At 70.7% G+C, this 1146-nt stretch carries 3 protein-coding genes; all 3 read left to right on the top strand.

The features are described from left to right. Nucleotides 1-13 precede the first annotated feature (13 nt). Complete coding sequence (locus tag ACWDVW_RS32655) at nt 14-139, top strand: hypothetical protein (protein ID WP_449956852.1); 126 nt, start codon at nt 14-16, stop codon at nt 137-139. After that, entirely contained in the window at nt 136-735 is a 600-nt protein-coding gene (locus tag ACWDVW_RS32650; RefSeq protein ID WP_449956849.1) for a pyridoxal-phosphate dependent enzyme, read from the top strand. Before ACWDVW_RS32655 ends, ACWDVW_RS32650 begins: the two co-directional genes overlap by 4 nt. Nucleotides 736-760: 25 nt before the next feature. Beyond that, nucleotides 761-1146, top strand: a 386-nt coding sequence (locus tag ACWDVW_RS32645) for a GHMP family kinase ATP-binding protein (RefSeq protein ID WP_449956846.1), incomplete at its 3' end; no start/stop codon positions are given.

Below are 1146 nucleotides of genomic sequence, written 5' to 3'. Positions count from 1 at the left end.
CACCTACCGCGAGCTGGACACCCGCGCCGACCGGCTGGCCGCCGGCCTGGTCGCGCTCGGCGTCGGGCCGGGTGACCGGGTGTCTGTCTCGAGCTGGCCCGCAAGGTCACCTCGGATTTCCCCGAGGTCGGCCTGGTGAACTCGGTGAACCCGGCCCGCATCGAGGGCCAGAAGACCGCCTCGTTCGAGATCTGCGATGTGCTGGGCAAGGCGCCCGATGTGCACGTGCTGCCGGTGGGCAACGCGGGCAACATCACCGCCTACTGGCGTGGATACCGCGAGTACCACGCCGACGGTGTCACCTCGGTGCTGCCGCGCATGCTGGGTGTGCAGGCCGCGGGTGCGGCGCCGCTGGTCAACGGCGCGCCGGTGAAGGACCCGGAGACCGTGGCCACCGCCATCCGGATCGGTGCTCCGGCGTCGTGGAACGGGGCGATGGAGGCCAAGGAGCAGTCCGGTGGCGCGTTCCGCGCGGCCACCGACGAGGAGATCCTGGCCGCGTACCGCCTGGTCGCCGCGACCGAGGGTGTGTTCGTCGAGCCGGCATCGGCCGCGAGTGTGGCAGGTCTGCTGGCCGCTCGCGCGGAGGGCTGGCTGGATTCGGGTCTGACGGTGGTCTGCACGGTGACCGGTAACGGTCTGAAGGACCCCGACAACGCGTTGGCGGGTATGCCCGAGGTCAAGCCGATCGCTGTCGACCCGGTGGCGATCGCCCACGAACTCGAGCTGGCCTGAGTTGAGCGCACGCGAGAGCAGGCTGATGACGGCCACCCCGCCCGCCGGTCTCGAGGTGACGGTGCGCGTTCCCGCGTCCACGGCCAACCTCGGTCCCGGATTCGATTGCCTGGGAATGGCATTGGGTCTCTACGACGAGATCGTGGTGCGAACCACCGAATCGGGTCTCGAGATCCGGGTCGAGGGTGAGGGCGCCGACGACGTGCCGTGGGGCCCAACGCATCTGGTGGTGCGGGCGATCGAGCGCGGGCTGGAATCGCTCGGCGTCTGGGCCGACGGTCTCGACGTGGTGTGCCGCAACGTGATTCCGCACTCGCGCGGCCTCGGCTCCAGCGCCTCGGCCGTGGTCGGTGGCCTGGCCGCCGGCGCCGGGCGGGGGGCCCCGTTCGATACGGTACATCATATCGGAAG

Source organism: Micromonospora sp. NPDC003241, assembly GCF_053589795.1.
Note: the sequence above shows the minus strand (reverse complement) of the source record. Positions and strands in the feature narration are given on the sequence as shown.